This window comes from Flavobacterium sp. 270 (assembly GCF_004368785.1).
GTDB lineage: Bacteria > Bacteroidota > Bacteroidia > Flavobacteriales > Flavobacteriaceae > Flavobacterium.
In genome coordinates, this window is sequence record NZ_SODM01000001.1 from 345357 (window position 1) to 366410 (window position 21054).

Below are 21054 nucleotides of genomic sequence, written 5' to 3' on the forward strand. Positions count from 1 at the left end.
TAAAGAAAAAGAAGAAACACAGCAACGACAGCATTATAGCACTCTACCAGTTCACAAAAATTATATAATGTAATGTTGACGTTCTCAAATTACAACCAAATCAAAATTAAAAAAATACAATCCATTCCTGCTGAAAATTATATAAGGAGTCCCTTACAAAGTGTAAAAGTAATACCCTTTCTTTTTCGTAACTTGAGGTTTAATTTCTCACTATGGAAGCTGCAGGCCTTTCCCAAAATGAATCCGAACGTCTTGATGCCTTAAAACGGTATAATATTCTGGAAACCCTTCCAGATCATGCTTTTGATGATGCCACTGCTCTTGTCTCCTATATCTGCGGGGTACCGATCGCTTATATTTCCTTTGTGGACCATAACAGACAGCTATTCAAATCAGAGATTGGCCTTGGCGTTTCAGACAAACCCCGGCAGATCACTTTCTCCCGCTATACTATCATGGATTCCAAGCTGATTGAAATTCCCGATACAATGCTTAATGAAAAATTCAAAGACGACCCTGATGTCCAAGGCGGGCTTAAAATAAGATTCTATGCTGGAGTGCCCCTGAGAACTCCCGACGGATACAATATCGGGGTTTTATGCGCTGCTGACCGTGTACCGCGGAAGCTCAACGAAGGGCAGCGTACTGCGCTTTTAATTGTTGCCCGCCACGTGATCAACACTCTGGAGCTCGGCATAAAAAACAGCGAGCTTGCCGGACAGAAGAAAATAGCAGAACGAGCCGTAACAGCCAAAGACAGTTTTCTAGCTAACATGAGCCATGAAATCAGGACACCGCTCAATGCCATAATAGGCTTTACCGAACTGTTGGCGGGAACCAAACTCAATGAACAGCAACGAGGCTTTGTACAAGATGTGCAGACAGCTGGCGACAACCTGCTTTTAATCGTCAATGATATATTGGACCTTTCTAAAATTGAATCGGGTGGACTTACCCTCGACCTGCAGCCCTTTGAGCTGAAAAAAGCGCTGCGTCATGTATACGACCTGCTTAAGGTAAAAGTTCCCGAGGCTGTGGAGTTCAATCTTTATCTGGATGCAGAACTCCCTGAAATGATATCCGGTGATCAGGGAAGGCTTAATCAGATCCTTATGAACCTGGCCGGTAATGCGCTTAAATTTACCAGTGAAGGCGAAGTGACAATCGCCGTAAAAAAAATCGCCGAGACAGATGAAAACTGTGTGATCCGCTTCTCAGTAAAAGACACTGGTATCGGCATACCCAAGGAGCAGCTTGACAACATTTTTGAGCGTTTTACCCAAGCGGAGGAAAGCACAACCAGAAAATTCGGAGGTACCGGACTCGGCCTCAGCATCGTAAAAAAACTTGCCGAAATGCATGGTTCCGATATACAGGTCAGAAGCCGCGAAGGCAGAGGATCGGAATTTTTCTTTACTGTTGCCTATCAGAAAACAGACCAGCAGACAAAGCAACGTGAACAGCCTAAAAACAACTTGGGTAAGCTCAACATACTGCTGTGCGAGGACAATCGTTTAAACCAGAAACTGGCACAGAATGTCATTGAGGGTTTCGGTTTTACAATTGACATCGCCGAAAACGGCGACCAGGGCATTGAATTGCTTTCGAAGCATCGTTATGATCTGGTATTAATGGATCTGCAGATGCCGCTTCGTGACGGTTACGAGACTACACAGTACATACGCGAGGAATTAAAAAGTGCTGTTCCTATCATAGCCATGACTGCTCACTCCCTTGCTGGAGAACAAGACCGCTGTTACGATGCGGGCATGGACGGTTACGTTCCCAAACCCTTCAAGCAGTACGAACTCCTGGAAGCCATTACAGCCGTCCTGAAAAAGGAACCACGTTCAATGAAACGCCATAAGGCAGATCTGTCCCGCATTGAAGAAACAGACCGTATAAAACCGGGCTGGAAAAAAGAAGTAACTTCTCAATTTATCGAAAAAGCACCTCTTGAACTTGAAGAATTTAAAAGCGCTGTTCAGCGCGCCGACTTCCAGACGGTGTTACACAATTCAGAACAGCTCCAAATCTGGATGCACCTTTTTGTTCTTGATGGGCTGAGCATGCATCTGTCGAACATTGAGCGTGAAGCGCACCAGAAGAAATTCACAGCTCAAACTGCAGACAGCATCGAAATACTGAGCTGCAGCATCCAAGACATAGTAAAGAATCTCCAGCAGCAATAGTCTGACTCATTATCTAAATCTGTGTTTTATTGCCACATACTATTTTAAATCTGTTAATTCAAAATCAGCAGATTATTAATTATTAATAAATTATCAACTAAAACTGTATCTCATGTCTGATCAAAATAAACAAACCCTGCTTAAAGCAAACGCAGCTGTAACTGCTGGAGATCATGGAGGATTTCTAAAATACTGCACCGAAGACGTTGTATGGAACTTTGTTGGGGACCGGATTTTAAAAGGAAAAGAAGCCGTCCAAAATTACATGCAGGAAACTTATATCCAGCCGCCTGAATTTAATATCGAAACAATCACTGCAGATGGCGATTTTGTTACAGCTGTCGGCAGTATCAGCCTGAAAGAAAAAGAAGGGAAAACAAACCGTTACGAATACTGTGATGTATGGAAATTCAGGGACGGACTGATGGCAGAACTCAAAGCTTTCGTTATAGAAATCAAGTAAAAAAATATACTGCTTGAAAACAAACTGAAGCAAAAAAACTTCCCTTTTTTGTTATGAGTCAAATTTGAAAAATTTAGATTTTAAATCTCTATTTTTACAACAATTATAAATGTTGTTATAGCAATTTTGAAAAATCATAGCCAAAATATTCAACAATTCGAACTTCCCTCTTCTGCAAAAGCAGGAATAATCATTGTTAATATGGAGGATAAAGACGCAGAAAATCATGACGTTTCCAAACCACATCGTGATGATCATTGTCAGTTAATGTTTGCCTTAAACGGAAAATTTAAACTAAATATTGATTTTGAAATTATAGAATTTACCAGACCTTCCTTACTTTGTATTTTTCCCGAACAAGTACATCATATTATAGCGGTAAATGATCCAAAAGGATGGATGATTAGTTTTGATCCGTCATTGGTTAATAAGGAAGTGCTGGGGGTTTTAGAAAGTAAAATAAATAATCCATTTTTATTTCAGGAAAATTCGCCTTTTTTTGAACAGCTTAGAATCCTGATGGATTTAATTGAAAAAGTCCAGTCTGAAAATACAAATAACTACATTCAAAAAAGCATTCATTCTTTATTAAATGCGCTTTTAAGCCTGATTGCCGGAGAGCTCGTTTCTACTATATCTCTTGATAAATCCAAAGAAAACCGCAGTATCATAATTAAAGAATCTTTTATAAAACTAACAAAAGAACATTATAAAACATGGAAACAGCCAGCACAATACGCCTCGGCTCTCTCGATTTCTACTGCACATTTAAATGATATTGTAAAATCATTAACAGGAAGTCCTGTCTCGATTCATATCCAGGAAACATCAATAACGGAAGCTAAAAGACTGCTGTACTTTACAGACAGCAGCGTAAAAGAGATTGCTTATCAGGTGGGTTATGATGAACCTGTCTATTTTGGAAAACTTTTTAAAAAAGTAACCAGCCTTACTCCACTTAAATTTCGGGAAAAATTCCGTGATTAGGACTATACTTCCCTTCATTCAAACTATATAAAAAGATCATCCTCTAATTAATTTTGCATTGTAATTAATATATAATCATATGCAAAACTAAATCAATATCCCAATCATTCTTGATGCTGTACGAAAAGTCGGCAATGTCTTTTTAAAAGACTATAAGCAAAATAATATTCCACAAACTATGGATGATCTTTTAAAACAATTAGAAGATATCGATACTTTGTGTCTGAGTTCTTTAAAAAAAGATTTAGCATTGCAATATCCAAATATTCCATGGCATATTGGCGATGAATTTGATACAGATGCACAAAGAAATCCGGCAGATAAAGAACAATACTGGCTTTGCGATGCCATGGATGGCGCAATACAATATCTTCAGCATATTGCTGGCTGGACTATAAATCTGGCGCTTATTCGTGATGGAAAACCTTTGTTTTCTGTGATTTTTGATCCGTTGTCCAACGAAATGTTTTGGGCAAAAGATGGTGAGGGCGCTTTTATAAATGACAAATTACTTGAACTCAGCAACAAAACAGATCAGTCAATTATGCTTGCTGTTTTTGAGTACGGACATCAGGATAAATCAAAAACTGATTTAAATGAAAAAATTGGTACTACGGTTACGAGATTGATTCAGAATTTTGGAATTGTTAGAAATTACGGACCACACGGACTGCAATTGGCTTATGTTGGTGCAGGAAGAATCGATTTATTTGTTCAGCAAGATCTCGATACCTATAATTGGATTGCGGGATTACTTATTGCTAAGGAAGCAGGTGCCGAAATCCTGACTACAGCTGGAGATTCATGGAAATGGGGAAGCGAAAGTCTGCTCGTGGCACAAAAAAGCATTACTGAAAAATATCTAAAAATTAAATCCATAATTTAAAATGAATATAGCAATTATAGGAGCCGGAGCAGGTATTGGCCTAGAATCTGTTTTATTGGCACTCAAAAAAGGCCACATTGTAACGGCATTATCAACAAATACAGATCAGATTCTAAATCATCCCAATCTTATTAAAATAAATGGCAGTGCGACATCACCAAAAGACTTAAAAAATGCTATCAAAAATGCTGATGCTGTCCTTATAACCGTTGGAACAAAAAATAAAAAAGCAACTACACTTTTTTCTGATATTGCCAAAACACTGACAGAAGTTACCGATGAGTTAAATTTTACTTCACCAGTTTTAGTGATTACTGGTTTTGGTGCAGGAGACAGTAAAAGGTATCTAAGCTTTTTTATGAAAACTGTGATTTCATTATTCCTGAAAGACCAATACATTAATAAAACCATAATGGAAGAAACCATTACAAAAAGTAATATGAAATGGGAAATCATAAGGCCTGGAATGCTTACTAACGGAGGTTCAAACTCGAATTACAAAGTTATATCGGAACTTCAAAAAGGAATGAAAGTTGGAAAGATTTCAAGAGCAGATGTTGCAGAGTTCTTAATTACCGAAGCAGAAAATCCACTAAATCTTTATAAATATGTTGCGCTGACAAATTAATAGATAAAAACACTTCGTTAATGAAGTGTTTTTTCTTTATATTAAAATTCAATAAACAACTAAATAATAATATTAAAAGCTTTTTAGTATTTCATTTTTTGACGTTTTAAATTTAGCGGCAGAATCTTAGCAACAACCGTTTTCTAAAACTAATTCCTAAAATTTTTATTTGCCTAATAACTTCAATTCAAGTTCTTTTACTTTATTTTCCAAATCAGCAATATACTTTTTCTGAGGTTGTAATACCTGCTCAATTTCGTCAACTGTGTAACGCGGAGTAATATGCTGGGGACAATTCCAATCGTAAGCCTGAATGTCAAAAATCAACATTTGTTCGGGACGAAACTTATAATCTTCAGGTTTTAAAAGATCATACAATTCTTTGTTTTCTTCTAAGTTAACAACCTTCGCATTTGCATAAAGTTTTAACCTGGCTCTTTGCGGATACGAAATCATAATTAGAGCTACTTTCTCATTTTTAGAAATATTACCCGTAGAAATATATTGTCGGTTACCTGCAAAATCAACAATTCCAATTGTTTTATTATCGATCACTTTAATAAATCCTGCAGGTCCGCCACGATGCTGAATGTACGGATATTCATTTTCTCCAAAACTGGCCATATAAAAACTATCTCTGTCACCTATAAAGTTAATTTCGTTTTCTGTCAATCCATCTACAACCGACATTTTTTCCATGCGGTCATAAGCACTTCTGCTTCCCGCTTCTTCCTGCATTTTTTTTATTGTTTCCGTAAAAGCTAATTTCCCGTAGTTCATAATAACTAATTTTAAATTGTTCTTATTTCTCTGGTTGAATTTAAATTCTGTTGAATCTTTAATGAGTAAAAAAATACTTTTACAATGAACCCGGATAAACAAAGGTCTGCCATCCTCTCATTGTTTCAATAAAACGTTCGCTCAATCCTCCCTGACGAAGATAATCTGCCATAACAGGCATCTTAGGACTGTCATAATTAGGATTAGCTTCTACCTGAATAGGAAAGTCTCGTTGTAAAATTGCTGCACGTGCAATAAGTACAAAATCACAACCTTCATCCAAAAGTTGTCCGGCACGCTGTGCACTCATAATCTTTCCGGCTGCACCTAAACGTACACCTTTGCGAGGAATCTCGGTAAAAACACTAAGCATCGTTTTTCCCTGAAAAGTTCCTTCACGAACAATTTGAGCAGAATCCCACAATGCCAAATCCAAATAATCAATCAGTTCACGATCAAAGATATCCGCCGTAACTTCTCGAAGCTCTTCCAAAAGTAATCCATAACGTTCAATTGACAAGCGCCAGCCTATCTGAAAATTAGGACCACAGGCTTTGCGAATTCCTTCAATAACTTCAATCGTAAAACGTGCACGGTTTTCCAAGCTTCCTCCATATTTATCTGTACGGTCGTTTAAATTTGGTGACATGAATTCTGAAAGAATCCAACCGAAAGCACCATGAACTGAGATACCGTCAAATCCTGCAAGCTGTGCTCTTTTTGCTGCTGAGATAAAACTGTCCCGAATTCGCTCTACCTCTTCTGTTGTAATTGCTTTGATTCCTTTTAATGTTTTGCCGGAAGCCGGAGCTGGTATTCCTCCTATTTCGGGTTTAGCACGATGCCCAGCATGATGTAATTGTACGGCAGATAATGCCCCGCCCTTACGCATGACATTTGCCATTTGAGTCAGTCCCGGCAAATGGTCATCACTGTGAATGCCTAATTGGCGCTCAAATGCAATTCCTCCGGCTTCTACTGTTGAAGCACTTGTTTGGATTAATCCATAATTGCTTTGAGCAAGCTGCTCCATCCAGGATTGGTCGTAAATAGATGCTCTACCATCATGATGACTTTGCTGGCTTGTTAATGGTGCCAGCATAAAACGATTTCTCATTGCCGGACCATGCAGCAATGTAAGTGGTTTGAATAAATCAGAAACAGACATATTTTTAATTTTTTAGGTTCTATTTATGTAAATAATTATCGGTACAAAGTTGCCCTGATTATCACTCCTAAAAAATGGATAATTTTTACTTTATAATGGATGTTTTGAATCTATTATTCTATAGCTGGTTAAAAATTGCCAAAAAATGGAGGGCTGAAAAATCATCCATTATAAAGTAAAAATCATCCATTAATTACAATTCAAGCCTGCCTGATCTTTGCAGTATTAATTTAATATTTATTTAAAATGAAAAAAACAGCAATTATTATTCTTTCTGACCCAAAAGCTGGTTCAGAAGAAGCTCTAGGACGCATATTTAATGCCTTAGCATCTGCATACGAATTTAAACATGCAGGTGAAGACGTAAAAATTATTTTTCAGGGTACAGGTATCAGATGGCCGGAACAACTAGACAAACCAGAACATCCTGTTCATGCACTTTACACAGAAGTAAAAGCTCATGTTCATGGTCTTTCTAAAGGCTGCGTAGCTGTATTTGGTACAGAAGTATCTGGTTATGATCTGTTAAACGACAATGAAGTTCCGGGAACTCCTGGTCTGCCAAGTTTCATTAATCTAAGAGACGAAGGTTACGACATTTTAATTTTCTAACCCCGTTTTCAAAAAAACTGTCCCACTTTTTCAGTGAGGGCAGTTTTTTTATTTGTTATCAAGGCTGAAGTTTCGTCATTAAAATCACTTTCCATTTAATTTTACTATAAAATGATTGGATATTTTTTTAGTATTTTTAGTGCATTCCTTAAAGAAAAAATTTCTGCTAAAAACGATCAATATAAAGAGTTTAAATTATGAAAGAAGATTTCCAGTATTACATGAACCAATGTCTTGACCTTGCCAAAACCGCATTAGATACTGGCAACCCGCCCGTAGGAGCCTTAATCGTTTTGGATGGAGAAGTAATAGGGACAGGAATTGAATCGGGAAAATCGACAGGAGATATTACAAATCATGCTGAAATACTAGCAATAAGAAATGCGTTGAAAAACGGATATTCTGACAAATTATATCTGGCCAAAATGTACAGTACTCATGAACCTTGTATTATGTGTTCTTATATGATACGGCATCATAAAATACATGAAATTGTTTATGGATCAGATGTACCACTGCTTGGTGGATTGACATCAAAATTTAATATTCTTGAAACTGAAGATGTCCCAAAATGGGGAAATAAACCAAAAATTGTCAGCGGTATATGCCTTGACGAATGTAATGCACTTACGACACAATTTTTGGAATCTTTAAATAAATTATAAGTATATGTTAGCACAATCTGTTTACACATTAATAAATCAGCAGACGGGGAACTTGTCTTTTAAAGTTTTTGAGTTTGATAACAGCAGCTATTTTGACCATATTCAGCGTAATAATTACTTCACTATAATTATTATTACCTCTGGTCAGGGTTTAGCCAAAGTTGATCTTTCTGAATATTTGTTTAAAGAAAATACAATGTTTGCCTTTTATCCGTATCAGCCTTTTATGTTGGCTTCAGAAGGTGCACTTGTAGGGGTTTGTATTCAGTTTCATCATGATTTCTTCTGCATTTACAGACATCATAAAGAAATAGCTGCAAATGGCATTTTATTCAACAATATTTATCAGCAGCCTTTTATTTTGCTTGATCAAAACAATAAAAACACACTGCTTAACATTGTCGGAGAGATCGTTAATGAATTAAAAATGGATGCTTTAAGAAAAGACGAGGTTCTTATTTCTTATTTAAAGATATTTTTGGTCCTGGCTACCAGAATTAAACTTGAGCAGCAGTCTGTAGAAGACACAAAATTAATCGACAATAAACAATTGAGAATTGTACAAAATCTTAGAAACGCAATTGAGGAAAATTTTAGAATTAAGCATTCTGCAAGTGATTATGCAGAAATACTGCATCTAACTCCAATTGCTTTGGGACGTGTTTCAAAAAATCATTTTAATATGACACTGTCAGATCTGATTTCTGAGCGAATTATTGTTGAAGCAAAACGAGAATTATATCTTACCAACAAAACAATTAAAGAGATTGCATATGAACTTGGTTATGATGACGAGTATTATTTTAGCAGGGTTTTTAAAGGTAAAACAGATATTTCACCTCAGCTTTACAGAGAAACTATCGGGTTTAACAGAGGCGCGTAAACGAAAAGAACCAACGAGTTATACTATTCTCCTGAATTTAAATCTAAACGTTTTAAAATAAGCGACCGCAAACGTTCCTGATGCTCATCTCCCCAATTTCCAATAGAGGAAATTACCGGAATTAGTGTTTTCCCAAAATCAGTGAGACTATACTCTACTTTTGGAGGTACAACGGGATATATGATCTTTGTTATTAATTCATGTTCCTCCAGTTCTTTCAACTGAATATTCAAAACCCTTCGTGAAGCATCCGGTATTTTACGTTGCAACTCGCTCGGTCTTTTATGTCCCTCATTAATAAACCAAAGTAAACGTATTTTCCATTTACCGTAAAGTACTTCACCAATCAGGTCAAGTCCACAATTAAGGCTCGGAATTATTTTTCTCTCATACATATTACAAAATTAAACGTATATCTCAAATTATGCAATAGGGGATAAATTTATCCCTATGTGAATCGTAATTCCGTACTTGTGCAAACTGTTTTTATATACCAATTTTGCCCTATAAACAATTCTTAAAAATGGGACAATTTAATTTTAACAATGAGTTATCGGGCAAGATTGCCTTGGTAACAGGAGGCACAAAAGGAGCCGGAAGAGCAATTGCCGAAAGACTTTCACAAGCTGGAGCAATAGTTATTATTACCGCAAGAAATGCGCCGGAGAAACAAAATAACATGCATTTCATTCCTTCGGATCTAACTAAAGCAGAAGAAGCAAAAAAAGTAGTGCACGAAGTGTTATCGACTTATGGGAGACTCGACATTCTTATAAACAACCTCGGTTCTTCTGAAACGCCAGCTGGTGGTTTTGCCGTATTAACTGATGAAGATTGGGAATCAACTCTACAGGCTAATCTACTTGCTCCTATTCGACTGGATAGAGCATTTTTACCCCAGATGATAGCGCAAAAAAGCGGTGTCATCATTCACATCGCTTCTATTCAAGGAAAATTACCGTTGTATGATTCTACTTTACCTTATGCCGCTGCAAAAGCTGGATTGATAAATTATAGCAAAAGTTTATCCAATGAAGTTACACCAAAAGGTGTTCGAGTGCTAACGGTTTCTCCAGGCTGGATCAGAACAGAAAATGTCAAAGTATGGTTGGAAAGGATCGCTCAGAGTTCAAATATTTCTGTTGAGCAGGCAGAGAAAAGTGTTATGGATGCCTTGGGAGGAATACCTTTCGGAAGACCGGCAGAGCCCGAAGAGGTTGCAGAATTGGTCGGATTTTTGGTTTCGCCAAGAGCAAACTATCTCACAGGAACAGAATATGTAATTGACGGTGGAACTGTACCCACCATTTAATAACCTTAAAAATAACAAAATGAACTTACCGAAAGTACTATCAGATTTAGTAAAAACACAAAATAACTTTGACAGTGTTGCTTATGCAAATTGTTTTTCTGAAACTGCCGTAGTTTTTGATGAAGGCAAAACACACATAGGAAGAAAAGAAATTGAACATTGGATTGCCGATGCCAACGAGCGATACGAAGCTGTAATGAAGCCCATTGACTTTGAAGAAAAAGAATCTGAAAGCATTTTAAAAGCAGAAGTTTCTGGAAACTTTGAAGGAAGTCCTATCGTATTGAATTATCATTTAGAGATAACTGATGGATTGATAAAATCATTGAAAATTACAGGATAAATGAGAATGGCTAAAATTAGCCATTCTTTTTTTATAAAATCATAGCAATACTATTTAGACAACGAACTAACAATCAGAAAAAAAACAAAAGTTTTCAACATGAAAACTACAACCAACAGAAATATTTTTTTTTATCTTTCCAAAATAAAATTTTTCAAAATGAACCATCTGTTTTCAATAAAAAAGTCATTTTTATACAGCTTCATTATACTGACAAGCTATTTTCTAGTTTCTTTTCATTTAAAAAACACAGAACAAACCGCAGCTGATAAAATCAAAAAAGTGCTGATTTTTTCTAAAACTAACGGCTTCAGACATGAAAGCATTCCTGCCGGAATTGCGGCGATAAAAAAACTAGGACAGGAAAATCATTTTTTAGTAGATGCTACTGAAGACTCTCTGGCAATAAATTCAAAAAACTTAAAGCAATACCAAGCCATTATTTTTTTAAGTGCGTCTGGCCATGTGTTAGGTGAAAATCAAAAAATGGCTTTACAGAAATTCATACAAAATGGGAATGGTTTTGTCGGCATTCATTCGGCCACAAACTGCGAACCAAACTGGTCTTGGTACACACAAATGATCGGCGGCATTTTTGACGGGCATCCTGAGCCTCAGAATGCTAAACTTATAATTGTAAATCATGAACATCTGTCTACAAAACATCTTCCGGCAATTTGGGAACGAAAAGACGAATGGTACAATTTTAAATATTTAAATCCGAAAGTAAATGTGCTTATAAAAATTGATGAAACTTCGTATAAAGGCGGTAAACATGGCGATAATCATCCTCTGGTCTGGTATCACGAATATGATGGCGGCAGAGCGTTTTACACAGCTTTAGGACACAGTCCCGAAAGTTACAGTGATCCTCTTTTTGTACAGCATTTACTTGGAGGAATCACTTATGCTATGAGCAAATAAAATTCCCGAAATTTTATTTTTTACGCCAAAATCCGATCCTTTTTCTTGATTTTCTCTACTCCTCTTTCTCTTATTAGTTCTGCTGCATCGAGCATTTTAATTAAATGAATATAAAGCATTATCAAATGAGAGTCGGGATCTTCATCATAAGGAGACAAGGAAAGCTCCAGGACTTGACATAGAAATAATTCAAATTCTTTAAGAGTCCTTACTTCAAATGCTTTTTGAAATACAATAAACGGATTATCGTATTCTTCTTTTGTCAGCGTAGAAAGATGAAAAACCGTTTCGCAGCTTAAAGAATCTGCCACTTTCCATTTTTTGCTTTTCTTGTTCAGGCAGTAACAAACTTTAATAAAAGATTTGACAACATTATACAAAACAAAAACATCAGAAGGATTGTCTTGTCTGTAGACTTTTGTTATATAGCAATACATTACCGCTTCGTTTAAATTCTGTTTGTAATAATCAAGATCTCCAAAATCAGAAAAGGCATCAATTGCCTTAAATGGATTTCCTGCTATATTTCCTGCTCTAAAGCTGGTTTCGAAGGATATTTTATTCTTTTTCATAGTTAATAAATTTAAAAATAATCCTACAAAATTGTATAATTTTAAAAGGATAATATATTCAAAACGCGGATATAATATCTGACAAAAGGGATATTTTACGGATATTTTTCTATCTTTGAAACTCAGGATTTTTAGCCCAAATGGCTTTACATTTGAGCCTTCAGAAAACTAATATTCGTTATGGAACAAAAAATACATCAGGGAAGAAACGTAAAACGTTTTAGAGAAATGCTTAACATAAAGCAGGAAGCATTAGCATATAATCTGGGCGAAGAATGGAACCAAAAGAAAATTTCTATGCTGGAGCAGAAAGATGTAATTGAAGACAGTTTGCTGAAACAAATTTCAGCTGTATTAAAAATTCCTGTTGAAGCTTTTCAGAATTTTGATGAAGAGCAAGCTATAAATATTATTTCTAATACTTTTCATGAAGGAGCTGTTGCGGTTGGTAACAATTCTGGACATGTCAATACAACTGTTAATCCAATTGATAAAATTGTACAAATACATGAAGAGAAAATCGCTTTATACGAGCGTATGTTGAAAGAGAAAGATGAGATGATGGTTAGGCTTGAGAAATTGATTCGTAAATAATTGTTTTTAAAGATATATTAATTTCTAAAAAGAGAGACTTTTAAGTCTCTTTTTGTTTTTCATTGTTTATTCTACTTACGAAGTAAGCAAATAGTTGTTCTTACGCTTAAAAATATTGTTGCGCAATAAATGCGCACAACTTTTTTTGTAAAATGTATCTTAGAAATGTTTGCGAGCGAGGGTAAATGGTGCAAAAGCTCGCGTTTTTCGCGAAAAAATGCGTATGAAAAGAGCAAAAAATGCGCAAAAAACGCGATAAAACTGTGCGTTTTTGCGTAAAAATCAAGCAAAAAATGCTTTGCGAACACTTGTATTTACTGACTTCCGAAAAAAAAACATACAATTTGTATATGTATTTTTTGTACACATTGCTTACTTTTGTATATTTGTACACATCAAGTATAAACAAGAAAACCTCAAATGTGCCTAGGAACACAAATGAGGCTTCAAGTCTGATTAGTTAACGACTATCAGCAAAGTCAATTAGAAAGTATGACGTAGAAAATCCAAAAATGTGTTTGCAGCACTATAAACGGATTCTTTCGGTATAAATCTAATTAATGAACTAAAGAGATTTAGAATTGTGTTCATTGACACTGAATTTGATACTGCCTTAACCTCAGTATTAACATTTTTTTTACTCTTAATTTTAACGACCCCTCTGGCGGACTTCTTTTTTTTGTTTTTACCCATGATATAAAATTTATTAAATTATTTCGACATTTAACGCTGTCTCTACGTTTCTGAATTAGTGTTTTAGTTGACATAACTTTTTGATTAAAAATTAACAATATTAATGTTTGTTGTGTGGTCGAAACCTTATACCTAGTTTTAAGGGAATTCAACGTGATGCAAATGTACGCTTATATTTTAACATTTCAAAGTTGAATTTTAGTAAATATTTTATTATTATTTAATATTTTTTCACTATATCAACCTAAGGGTTTGATTAGTAATTATTTATTAATAAAAAAAAGGTCTAAATTATTTTTAAATAATTTAGACCTTTTTTTTATTTTGAGGGAATCACTTACCCCGTGCTAGCAAAGATTATCAATTTCTAAAACAGTTTGATCACCGCTGTGCGAAGTCTCCGACTTCGTACCCGCTACTATATTCCGTTTCGATTGTATGAATTTTTCTTTGTGTCTAATTGAACCGGGTACGAAGTCGGAGACTTCGCACAGCGATGTTTTCCCATAATGATCTTATAAATCAAATATTATTTTCATAAAATCATTATAATACATAACTTAGTGTATAAGCAAATTGTACAATTCAATACAATTCTTTTCTATCCTAAAATTATAATGATTATGAGGTTCAGTATTTTTATAACAGCATTTCTATTTATAACTATTAGTTCTTGTGTATCGTCAAAAGCATCTGATTTTAAGGAATCGCTCGCTAAGTCAGAACGACAAGCATTTGATATTATTCTTGGAAAAGAAGGTTTTGGCGAAAAAAAACTCAAATATCTCATCAACAACGATTATAAAGGTGCTTTAGTTGCTGTGGAGCAACAAGCCAAGGAATTTGATAAAATTATAAATGATATTAATATGCTTTCGACTGACGGCAGAAGGTGAACCGCTTAAAAAGGCTTCTGTTGCGTATTATCAAGCTTTGAAAGAACTACATGGCTTCGATCGCAAAGAAATAGAACAGCAAGCACTTCTTCAAACACTAAAAAACAACGAATTAAATACTGCCACCGATGATCTTATGACACTTGCCAAACATAAAAAATCCTTATATACGGCAGTATATAAAAAGGAGGCTCTTCTTCATAAGGCTAATGAGAAGTTTAATGTAGCAAATGGTTTTAAATAACCAAATATCACCCCCCCGCTGTGCGAAGTCTCCGACTTCGTACCCGCTACTATATTTCTTTTCGATTGTATGAATTTTTCTTTGTGTCTAATTGAACTCGAGGACTTCGCACAGCGATGTTTTCCCCCCCGCTAGCGCGAGCATCTCGCTCGTGCCCACAACGATTATCAATTAATATCAATTTCTAAAACAGTTTGGTCATTATCTCCATAATCCTTGCTAAACATTATTTCCAATCTACAGGATTAGTAACAAAAAATAGTAGTTTCTTGACAAAACTACTTTTGAAAACCTTTAATAATTCTATCTAATTCTTCTTTCTCTTTTGTATCTCCATTTACACTGTCCATACCCGATAGCGCGGATTTGTAATCCCGCAAAGTATATCAAATTAAAAAAGAAAATCCCATTTCTAACGAAATGGGATTTTTTAAATTACCTATTATTTTTGTTTAAACCCTTTTATAATTCTGTCTAATTCTTCCTTTTCTTTTGTATCTCCGTTAGCACTATCCATATCTCTTTGTGATTTAAACCAGTCTAAATTGCTTGTCTTGGTTGTGTGATTCCATATCATTTCCATATCATTCATATATTTATATTTAATGTAAATCACTCCATTTTTTACGATATAATCCTGACATTGCCTTTTTAAAACGTACTGTATATTTTTATAATAATATCGAGGAATTTCACTTGAATCAGCAATCTTAAATAGTTGATTGTGAAATGTCTCATAGAAAAAAATGGATCTATGTAAATCCTGTCTTGGAACTACAGGACGAAGTTCAACATATCTGTTTTGCCAATAATAGTAAACTGAAAACAGAAAAGCCAAACTTGCTAAGGCTAAAATTATCTTTTTTTTCATTATTTATCTTAATTCAAAATTTATTCCTCCAAAAAAACCAATTTCAAATGTTTTATTGAAATTCTGTTGCCACTCTCCCCTCATCTCATAAGGTCTTGCCCCGCAATATTTCTCTACTAATAAAGCATCTGAGTCTTTAACATATCCAAAACTAGGTATGTAAGCATTTGCTCCTTTATGCCAATCATATCTATCCCACCATTTATGTATTATTGAACCGGATAAAACGAATTTATCTTTTACGCGAGTAATTACAAAATTAGCTTTTGATGTTATTGTACTTGTTCCACACACATAATATAATTCACGAAAAATCCCTCCTATAAATGTACGTTGTAATTCATTCGTGTACTCTTTAAAATCTCCATCTTTAGTTAGAATTTTATCAAAGTTTTGACTTTTAAGTCTGTCTTCAAAACGTTCAACATTCACCCTTTCAGCCTCAAGAACTTCATTATTGCCTCTAAGCCAATGAAAATCTATATTTTTTGTAAAGCCACTGCCGTCTAGCCACCATTGAAGGCAATCTGCTGCCATATTAAAATTTCTTTGCCTAGCTTTCTCAATCATTTCGAGATAGTTCATTTTTAACATCAAAGCTTTATCTCTATCACTTAATTGAAGGTAAAAAGCTTTTGCTTTTGAACTTCCTTGTTCATTCCAAAAAGGATCTCCAAATAATTTTTTATATTCCGAATACTCTAAATTGCTTTTTGCATTAAATAATTTGTTCTCCATAATTTATCTTAATCTATTATAATACCAAGATAAACATAATAATAAAAAAATAAGAATAAAATTACAAAAATATTTAAATTTATAAAATTAAATCAGATTTTTACATCACTATCTTAAATTTTTATCCGTACCTACAAGTATATTTTAACAGATTAAAAAGAAAATTCAGTTATTTAGCTATAAGATTCTAAGGATCAAGGCTGGCAAAAATCAAAATCCCATTTTGAACGAAATGGGATTTTTTAAGTTCTAATTATTCATTTAAAAAAACCTATAAAAACAAAAAGAATCCCCAACCAAATAGGAATCAACTCCACAGAAATCTTCGCATTAATAATTGATCTATTGTCAAAATACGCTCCATTATTTTGTTTTTAACAAATCAACAACAACCGATACTCCCCTTCATTTTCTATTGGCGCTCTATGAATACAAGGTAGCACTTCTTGTTTTGGATGATCTACGGCAAGTCGCCAAAGATGTCCTAATCCTAAATTAATAGGTTTTGCGTCTGCGTGTAACTGATAATGCAAATCAAAATAATTTTCTTTCAAAAAACTTTCAAATTCTTCTTCTGGGCCATCATGCAACTCTTTTAGTTTTGTTCGAATTTCTGGAATCAGAATTTTTTGTTTAGCTTGCGAATTAGAAACAATATCACTTGGTGCTCCGTGATAAGTGCATAAAAAAGTATCTGTGGCAATGGGCGAACGATCCACATGAAACGAATACACATCTGTGGATATGAAATCAAATTCATCATCACGTTCATAACATTTCAGTAAATTTAGAGAAGGCGAAGCACCGAAATCAGTTAATAATTGTAAATCATTTAAAATTATTTCCCTTGCGATATTTCCTTTTTCTGATAGTTGCAGTGCGATTAAATCTTCGGGAAAAACTTCTGTTATATTTTCTTCTAAAGATAATTGGGCAACAATATCTTTAAAATCGCCATCCAAATTTCTGTGCCAACATAATGCATTCATTTCTCCCTTAAAATCGGTATTTATAAGTTCAGAAAAAGTAGAAACAATTCCAATTTGCGGGTTGTCAGAAAATGTAGTGTTCATAGTATAATAGTAAGAGGCCAGTACTTCTTGTATTACAAAACTATGTAATTTATTTGCATTTTAATAACCGCTTTTTATCCCATTCTATACATTTAATATATATAACTGCTCTTTTTCTAATAAATCTGGATGTCATCAAATTATAAAATATTACTTATTTTATTTTATAAATACTTTGATGCTCTATGGTCATTAGCTATCTTTGAGTATGGACAATATGAGTGATAAAATTTTTGACATCAGAAAACAGAGTTTTCCAATAGTAGGAATTGCCACAACTCTGGAAAGCTTTGAGGAAGTTAAGGTATTTGTAAAAAATCTCCCGATTGAAAGCAATATGTCTTTTATTCTTTACTTAGAAGACCAAAAAGAATCGGAAACTGAGTTGTTTAAACAAATTTCTGATAACACAAATTTAAAGGTATCGACTATCGAGCCAGGAAATTTTTTAGAGCCTGATAAACTTTATATCTTAAAATCAGATCAAACATTATCACACAGCAGCGGTACATTATCTATATCCAACAGACGACACGGAGTTGATTCACTATCTGCTATAGACCATTTTTTTGTATCTCTTGCGTTGGCCTGCAAGGAGTTTTCTCGTGCAATTTTACTTTCAGAAAACTCTACGGACGGTTTAATGGGCCTCAATTATATTAAAGAACAAGGTGGAACTGCCTTTGCACGAATGCCTGAAACCATACAGGAAAACGGCAGACAATATCAGGATTCATTATCTGAAGCTGCTGACTTTGTTTTAAAGACTAGAGATATTCCTTCGCAGTTGCAACTTTTAGAAGCTGTTTATGATTCTAACTATTCATTGAGCACAGAAAAAGATAAACATATACTGGAAGGCGACGATGAAACTTATATTTCTATACTTAATCTGCTGCGACTAACAACCGGAAATGATTTTTCTAATTACAAAGAGCCGACAATTCGAAGGAGAATAGCCCGAAGAATGGTTATCGCAAAGATAAATACGTCGAAGTTATATCTTGGTTTCCTTAAAGATAACCCGGTAGAAGTCGACTTGCTTTTTAATGATCTTCTAATTCCCGTAACCGACTTTTTTAGGGATTCTCAGGTCTTTAAAATGCTTCCGGAAATTGTATTTCCTAAAATAATAGAAAACAAAAAAAATAACGACCGAATTAGAATATGGGTTGCAGGATGTTCGACCGGAGAAGAAGCGTATTCGATTGCAATTGCGCTGCATGAATTTCTAGCATCAAAAAAAATAGCTATAAAAGTCCAGATTTTTGCCTCTGACATTTCTGAAAGAGCAATCTCTAAAGCGCGTGCCGGAATTTATTCGCGTCAGGACGTTCGCCGAATATCAGAAAACAGGCTTTCGAGGTATTTTACAAAAATTGAAAGCTCTTACCATATCAATAAAGAAATCCGTGATTTCTGTATTTTTGCATCACATAATTTTATAAAAGATCCGCCTTTTGCAAAACTAGACCTTGTGTCTTGTAGAAATGCATTGATTTATTTGGACTCTTATCTGCAGAAAAAAGCATTTAAAACTTTCCACTACGGTTTGTTGCCAACAGGAATGCTTTTGCTGGGCAAATCAGAATCAACAAGTTATACTCCGGGATTATTTGAGCCTTTGGTTAAAAACCTTAAAATTTTCAGCCGACAAAATAGTGTTCACGCCAAAATTCCGATCTCAAGAGAAAGCCTTGACACGGTTGCTGTTGCAAAAGCAAAAACAGCCAAAAAGGAACTTTCGCAGCCTCACTTTCAAGAAGCAGCGCAAAATATTCTTTACAACAATTATACTCCGGCAGGAGTAATTGTTAATGAGAAAAAAGAAATCATTCACTTTCATGGTGACACTGGTGCTTTTTTGCTTTCTCCACAGGGTAAACCTAATTTTAATATCTTAGAAATGGTTCGGGAAGGACTTGCTTTTGAAGTTCGTTCTGCGCTTTTAGACGCTCGCAAAACTGGGCAGAAAGCAGTAAAAACTGCCATACCGGTAAAAGACAGGAAATACATGGCAGATATTGAAGTTGTTCCGCTAAGCGAAAGCTTTGAAGAAAAACATTATCTGATCCTTTTCCGAAAAAGCGTTAAAATAGTGGGAGAGCTTTTAGATGCTGACGGAGTACAAGGCAGTGCAGAGAAAAGAATCAAAACGCTGGAAAAAGAAATTGAACAGCTTCGCGAAGATATCAAAAAAGTAACTGAGGATCAGGAATTAGCCAATGAAGAACTGCAAAGTACCAACGAGGAACTTTTAAGTACGAGTGAAGAATTGCAGACTTTAAATGAAGAATTAGAAACTTCTGCCGAACAGCTTCAGTCAAACAATGAAGAGCTAATAGCGATGAACGAAGAGCTGGTAGACAGACAAGAGCAACTTGTTTTATCCCGTCTTTATGCGGAAGCTATTACGGAGAATATTAGAGAACCTTTGCTGATTATCAATAATGAAATGCGGGTTAAAAGTGCAAATGCTTCATTTTACAGTCAATTCTCTGTTAGCGAAGACGCTATTGAAAGCCGAATTATTTTTGATACGATTCTGGCTTCGGGAAATCTTGTCGATCTGCGTCCTCAAATTGAACATTCAATTTCTAAAGGCATTAAATTGGACAATGCTGAAGTGAAAATTATAATGGGCAACGGTCATGAAAAAACAATGATCATGAATGTTAGGCCAATTAGCAATAATAAATTGGGAGAGCCTCTGGCGCTGCTTGCTTTTGAAGATATTACAGATCTGCTGCGTACTAATAAAATGCTTGCATCTACTAATAATAATCTGGAAGATAAGAACAAACAACTGGCCTCTTTTACTGCTGTTGCCAGTCATGACTTGCAGGAGCCTTTAAGAAAGATCAGTCTTTTTTCTGGTATGATAACCAATAATCCCGACAATGTTCTTTCAGAGGAATCAACTTTACATCTTAACCGTATACTTGTAAGTGCCGGAAGAATGCAGCATCTTATTGATGATTTACTTATGTATTCTAAAGTTACCAGTGTCAATCAGGGAGATTTTATTGAGACCGATATAGCACAGCTTATTCAGGACGCGTGTGATGAGATTGATGATATGATACTTAGTAAAAAAGCTGTAATTACCATTGGAGAAATACCCGCTATAAAAACTATACCCGCTTTAATGCGTCAGGTTTTCATCAATTTAATATCAAATTCGCTGAAATATAGTAAAGAGCAAGAATCACCAATTATAAAAATTACTGCATCGGCAGGCAATATAGCTGATTCGGCACTTATTGATTCTGATAAAACTTTTATTTGTATATCTGTTAATGATAATGGTATTGGATTTCCAGAAACTGCCCGATTACGACTCTTCGATCCTTTTTTCAGACTGCACAGCAAAGAAGAGTATGAAGGTACGGGAATTGGTTTGGCGCTCTGCAAAAAAATAATGGATCTTCATTCTGGTTATATCACCTGCACGGGAGAAACTGGAAAGGGTTCTGAATTCAATCTATATTTTCCTATTTTTACATTAACCACAGAAACAAACTAACATT

Annotated in this window: 22 protein-coding genes; 15 read left to right on the forward strand and 7 right to left on the reverse strand. The window is 35.0% G+C overall.

What is annotated here, in order from left to right; translation table 11 throughout:
* Window positions 1-212: 212 nt before the first annotated feature.
* The 5 genes from EV144_RS01520 (at window position 213) to EV144_RS01540 (ending at window position 5156) form a co-directional block, all read left to right on the forward strand.
* Window positions 213-2192, forward strand: a complete 1980-nt coding sequence (locus EV144_RS01520; protein ID WP_134145495.1) for a GAF domain-containing hybrid sensor histidine kinase/response regulator — start codon at window positions 213-215, stop codon at window positions 2190-2192.
* A gap of 112 nt (window positions 2193-2304) precedes the next feature.
* On the forward strand, window positions 2305-2655 hold the full coding sequence (locus EV144_RS01525) for a nuclear transport factor 2 family protein (protein WP_134145496.1): 351 nt from the start codon (window positions 2305-2307) through the stop codon (window positions 2653-2655).
* Between the two features lie 201 nt (window positions 2656-2856).
* Window positions 2857-3642 (forward strand): AraC family transcriptional regulator, encoded by a 786-nt coding sequence (locus EV144_RS01530; RefSeq protein WP_134145498.1) that lies wholly within the window; start codon window positions 2857-2859, stop codon window positions 3640-3642.
* A 106-nt stretch (window positions 3643-3748) separates the two neighbouring features.
* Window positions 3749-4528, forward strand: coding sequence for an inositol monophosphatase family protein (locus tag EV144_RS01535; protein WP_262712216.1), 780 nt, complete (start codon window positions 3749-3751; stop codon window positions 4526-4528).
* A 1-nt stretch (window position 4529) separates the two neighbouring features.
* Window positions 4530-5156, forward strand: a complete 627-nt coding sequence (locus EV144_RS01540; RefSeq protein WP_134145500.1) for an NAD(P)-dependent oxidoreductase — start codon at window positions 4530-4532, stop codon at window positions 5154-5156.
* Window positions 5157-5321: 165 nt separating this feature from the next.
* Here EV144_RS01540 and EV144_RS01545 read toward each other — a convergent pair whose 3' ends face one another.
* Together EV144_RS01545 and EV144_RS01550 are read right to left on the reverse strand one after the other, a co-directional pair.
* On the reverse strand, window positions 5322-5936 hold the full coding sequence (locus tag EV144_RS01545; protein WP_134145502.1) for a pyridoxamine 5'-phosphate oxidase family protein: 615 nt from the start codon (window positions 5934-5936) through the stop codon (window positions 5322-5324).
* 79 nt (window positions 5937-6015) lie between these two features.
* Entirely contained in the window at window positions 6016-7104 is a 1089-nt protein-coding gene (locus tag EV144_RS01550) for an NADH:flavin oxidoreductase (protein ID WP_134145504.1), read from the reverse strand.
* Window positions 7105-7350: 246 nt separating this feature from the next.
* On the opposite strand from EV144_RS01550, the gene EV144_RS01555 reads away from it, so the two are divergent.
* The 3 genes from EV144_RS01555 to EV144_RS01565 all read left to right on the forward strand — a co-directional run bounded on the left by EV144_RS01555 (window position 7351) and on the right by EV144_RS01565 (window position 9264).
* The gene (locus EV144_RS01555) at window positions 7351-7716 is read left to right on the forward strand and encodes a DsrE family protein (RefSeq protein WP_134145506.1); all 366 of its coding nucleotides are present in this window, start codon (window positions 7351-7353) and stop codon (window positions 7714-7716) included.
* A gap of 197 nt (window positions 7717-7913) precedes the next feature.
* Window positions 7914-8381, forward strand: a complete 468-nt coding sequence (locus EV144_RS01560; protein ID WP_134145508.1) for a nucleoside deaminase — start codon at window positions 7914-7916, stop codon at window positions 8379-8381.
* A gap of 4 nt (window positions 8382-8385) precedes the next feature.
* The gene (locus EV144_RS01565; RefSeq protein WP_134145510.1) at window positions 8386-9264 is read left to right on the forward strand and encodes a helix-turn-helix domain-containing protein; all 879 of its coding nucleotides are present in this window, start codon (window positions 8386-8388) and stop codon (window positions 9262-9264) included.
* Between the two features lie 23 nt (window positions 9265-9287).
* On the opposite strand, the gene EV144_RS01570 is transcribed toward EV144_RS01565, so the two are convergent.
* A complete protein-coding gene (locus EV144_RS01570) occupies window positions 9288-9659 on the reverse strand; it encodes a winged helix-turn-helix transcriptional regulator (RefSeq protein ID WP_134145512.1) in 372 nt (123 codons plus the stop codon).
* Window positions 9660-9763: 104 nt separating this feature from the next.
* Between EV144_RS01570 and EV144_RS01575 the strand changes: the two genes are divergently transcribed.
* The 3 genes from EV144_RS01575 (at window position 9764) to EV144_RS01585 (ending at window position 11843) form a co-directional block, all read left to right on the forward strand.
* Complete coding sequence (locus tag EV144_RS01575) at window positions 9764-10576, forward strand: SDR family oxidoreductase (RefSeq protein ID WP_243854592.1); 813 nt, start codon at window positions 9764-9766, stop codon at window positions 10574-10576.
* 19 nt (window positions 10577-10595) lie between these two features.
* Window positions 10596-10919 (forward strand): nuclear transport factor 2 family protein, encoded by a 324-nt coding sequence (locus tag EV144_RS01580; protein WP_134145514.1) that lies wholly within the window; start codon window positions 10596-10598, stop codon window positions 10917-10919.
* Between the two features lie 159 nt (window positions 10920-11078).
* Complete coding sequence (locus EV144_RS01585; protein WP_134145516.1) at window positions 11079-11843, forward strand: ThuA domain-containing protein; 765 nt, start codon at window positions 11079-11081, stop codon at window positions 11841-11843.
* A 20-nt stretch (window positions 11844-11863) separates the two neighbouring features.
* Here the strand turns inward: EV144_RS01585 and EV144_RS01590 are convergent, their stop codons facing one another.
* Window positions 11864-12415, reverse strand: a complete 552-nt coding sequence (locus EV144_RS01590; protein ID WP_134145518.1) for a hypothetical protein — start codon at window positions 12413-12415, stop codon at window positions 11864-11866.
* A gap of 180 nt (window positions 12416-12595) precedes the next feature.
* On the opposite strand from EV144_RS01590, the gene EV144_RS01595 reads away from it, so the two are divergent.
* The 3 genes from EV144_RS01595 to EV144_RS01605 all read left to right on the forward strand — a co-directional run bounded on the left by EV144_RS01595 (window position 12596) and on the right by EV144_RS01605 (window position 14842).
* On the forward strand, window positions 12596-13009 hold the full coding sequence (locus EV144_RS01595) for a helix-turn-helix domain-containing protein (RefSeq protein ID WP_134145520.1): 414 nt from the start codon (window positions 12596-12598) through the stop codon (window positions 13007-13009).
* Between the two features lie 1316 nt (window positions 13010-14325).
* The gene (locus EV144_RS01600; protein WP_134145522.1) at window positions 14326-14598 is read left to right on the forward strand and encodes a hypothetical protein; all 273 of its coding nucleotides are present in this window, start codon (window positions 14326-14328) and stop codon (window positions 14596-14598) included.
* Entirely contained in the window at window positions 14561-14842 is a 282-nt protein-coding gene (locus tag EV144_RS01605; RefSeq protein ID WP_134145524.1) for a hypothetical protein, read from the forward strand. Before EV144_RS01600 ends, EV144_RS01605 begins: the two co-directional genes overlap by 38 nt.
* A 442-nt stretch (window positions 14843-15284) precedes the next feature.
* Here EV144_RS01605 and EV144_RS01610 read toward each other — a convergent pair whose 3' ends face one another.
* From EV144_RS01610 to EV144_RS01620, 3 genes are all read right to left on the reverse strand, one after another.
* Window positions 15285-15713 carry a hypothetical protein gene (locus EV144_RS01610; protein ID WP_134145526.1) on the reverse strand — a complete coding sequence of 143 codons (429 nt, stop codon included), beginning with the start codon at window positions 15711-15713 and terminating at the stop codon, window positions 15285-15287.
* A 3-nt stretch (window positions 15714-15716) separates the two neighbouring features.
* Window positions 15717-16451, reverse strand: coding sequence for a hypothetical protein (locus EV144_RS01615; RefSeq protein WP_134145528.1), 735 nt, complete (start codon window positions 16449-16451; stop codon window positions 15717-15719).
* A gap of 374 nt (window positions 16452-16825) precedes the next feature.
* The gene (locus tag EV144_RS01620) at window positions 16826-17524 is read right to left on the reverse strand and encodes a DUF1826 domain-containing protein (RefSeq protein ID WP_134145530.1); all 699 of its coding nucleotides are present in this window, start codon (window positions 17522-17524) and stop codon (window positions 16826-16828) included.
* Window positions 17525-17741: 217 nt separating this feature from the next.
* On the opposite strand from EV144_RS01620, the gene EV144_RS01625 reads away from it, so the two are divergent.
* Entirely contained in the window at window positions 17742-21050 is a 3309-nt protein-coding gene (locus EV144_RS01625) for a CheR family methyltransferase (RefSeq protein ID WP_166670524.1), read from the forward strand.
* Window positions 21051-21054 lie beyond the last annotated feature (4 nt).